This window comes from Sphingobium cupriresistens, assembly GCF_004152865.1.
Lineage (GTDB): Bacteria > Pseudomonadota > Alphaproteobacteria > Sphingomonadales > Sphingomonadaceae > Sphingobium > Sphingobium cupriresistens.
Genome location: NZ_SEOO01000135.1, coordinates 1 through 849 on the forward strand (window position 1 = coordinate 1; position 849 = coordinate 849).

General features: G+C 61.4%; 1 protein-coding gene. It reads left to right on the forward strand.

Annotated features, from left to right (window positions below):
* The coding region (locus EWH12_RS21975; protein ID WP_165363714.1) for a M1 family metallopeptidase at positions 1–790 on the forward strand (790 nt) is incomplete at its 5' end.
* Between the last annotated feature and the right edge of the window lie 59 nt (positions 791–849).

Below are 849 nucleotides of genomic sequence, written 5' to 3' on the forward strand. Positions count from 1 at the left end.
GAAAGCGCCTCGGCCCTACTCGGCCTATCTTTACGGCTTTGCGGTGGGTCGACTCACGCGGGTCAGCGAACGGGTCGGATCAAAAAGGCTCACCTATCTGAGCAACACTGCCGACGCGGGCGAGCTGAAACGACGCTTGGCAGGGACAAAGGATATGGTCGCCTTTCTCTCCGCCAAGGCGGGCATGCCGCTTCCGGTTGCCGACTACAGCCAGCTTCTGGTCGAAGGCGATGAGGCGCAGGAGGCGGCGACATACTCCGTCCTCGGCAGCGATGCGCTGCCGAGGCAGCCAGATGATCCGTCGCAGGATTGGGCCATCGTACACGAACTTACCCATCAATGGTGGGGCAACCTGATCACATGCGAAACCCTCAAGGACTTCTGGCTGAACGAGGGCATCACGACATTCATGACGGCCGCATGGAAGCAGCATCGCTACGGTCGCGCCGCGTATGAAGCCGAACTCAATGAAGCCAGAAGCCGGTTTGAAAAGGCGCGAGCGATGGGTTTTGACAAGCCGCTGGCTTGGAACGGCACCTACCCGACATTGGGCGTCCGACGCGCGATCCAATACAGCAAGGGCGCGCTGTTCATGGCGCAGCTCCGGGTCACGCTCGGCGATGCCGCGTTCTGGTCTGGCCTGCGCCGCTACACCCGTGACCATGCGGGCGGCACGGTCACCAGCATAGACCTAAAGCGGGCGATGGAGGAAGCGAGCGGCCGGGACTTGCGTCCGCTGTTCGCCGAATGGGTGTTCGGCGAGGGCCTTTCGGAAGGGCAGTCGCAATAGCTTGGCCGTGATGACATTTACCGCTGACAGAACCATGCCAATTAGCTCTGACATCCACA